Origin of the sequence: Thermogutta sp. (assembly GCF_014359955.1) — a bacterium.
Taxonomy (GTDB): Bacteria; Planctomycetota; Planctomycetia; order Pirellulales; family Thermoguttaceae; genus Thermogutta.
This window is the reverse complement of sequence record NZ_JACIYL010000933.1, coordinates 517-1,561: the sequence shown is the minus strand read 5'-3', so window position 1 is coordinate 1,561 and position 1,045 is coordinate 517. Positions and strand designations below refer to the sequence as shown.

At 56.7% G+C, this 1,045-nt stretch carries 2 protein-coding genes; one reads left to right on the top strand and one right to left on the bottom strand.

Annotation, left to right across the window (positions count from 1 at the left end):
* Positions 1 to 65: 65 nt before the first annotated feature.
* Positions 66 to 866 carry a DUF1080 domain-containing protein gene (locus H5U08_RS18330; protein WP_297036459.1) on the top strand — a complete coding sequence of 267 codons (801 nt, stop codon included), beginning with the start codon at positions 66 to 68 and terminating at the stop codon, positions 864 to 866.
* Here the strand turns inward: H5U08_RS18330 and H5U08_RS18325 are convergent.
* On the bottom strand, positions 863 to 1,045 hold a 183-nt coding region (locus H5U08_RS18325), incomplete at its 5' end, for a hypothetical protein (protein ID WP_297036456.1). The genes H5U08_RS18330 and H5U08_RS18325 overlap by 4 nt on opposite strands.

Sequence of the window (1,045 nt, the reverse complement as noted above, 5' to 3'; positions counted from 1 at the left end):
GGCGAGGCCGTTCTGCGGTTCTTCTGGGAGGGTTCCCGTAGCACCGAGTTGAGGAGGCGTCCACCATGCAGAAGCATTTCAGTCATTTTGTCAAACTGATCTATGGGATGATGATAGTCGTGCTCGGCACCGCCTTGACGTACGGGGGAACTCTTTTGGCCGAGAATGCGGGAGAAAGCGGTGGCGCCGGGGCGGGGATCTCGAAAGCATCGGCGGCCGGGGAAGCCGCATCGGCGGCACAAAGCGCGGAGAAAAAGCCTTCGCGCTATGAATGGCGTGACCTTTTCGACGGTAAAACGCTCAACGGTTGGAAAGTGCCCAAGTTTGGGGGAGAGGGGCAGGTCAAGGTGGAAAATGGGTGCATCGTGATGGAAACCGGCGACCCCATGACCGGAATTGCCTGGGCAGGTGATTTCCCCAAAATCAATTACGAGGTCGAATACGTCGCTAAACGGACGGACGGAATCGACTTTTTTGCCACGGTGACTTTTCCTGTCGGTGACAGCTTCTGCAGCTTCGTCACGGGCGGCTGGGGCGGTTCGGTGATCGGGCTTTCTTCGATCAATTTCAACGATGCCTCGGACAATGAAACCACCCAGTTCATGGTCTTCAAGGACAATCAGTGGTACAAGTTCCGCGTCCGGGTGACCAAGGCCAAAATCGAAGTCTGGGTGGACGAAAAGAAAGTGGTGGACTTCATCATCGGGGATAACAAAATCTCCACCCGTTATGAGGTGGACCTGTGCAAGCCGTTCGGCTTTGCGAGCTGGTGCTCGACCGGGGTAATCAAGAGCATCCGTGTGCGCGAACTGACACCGGAAGAGGTCAAGGCCATCGAGGAAGAAGCCGAAAAGACGCGGCTTTAATGCGATTCTGCTTCTCCCCCTCGGCGGGAAGATTGGTAATCGACCAGGTCCACCCGGCGGAAAGAAATCATGGCTCGGTTCGCTCTCTCCAGCCGCTGGCGGTCTTCTGGTGTGATTTCCGCCGATATGGTGTGAACACTCCGCAGCTCTCTGCGTCGGCCGGGCAACCACTCGAGGAA

Coding starts and splice junctions, on each gene's coding strand:
- H5U08_RS18330 (WP_297036459.1), top strand. CDS start 66: ATGCAGAAGCATTTCAGTCATTTTGTCAAACTGATCTATGGGATGATG.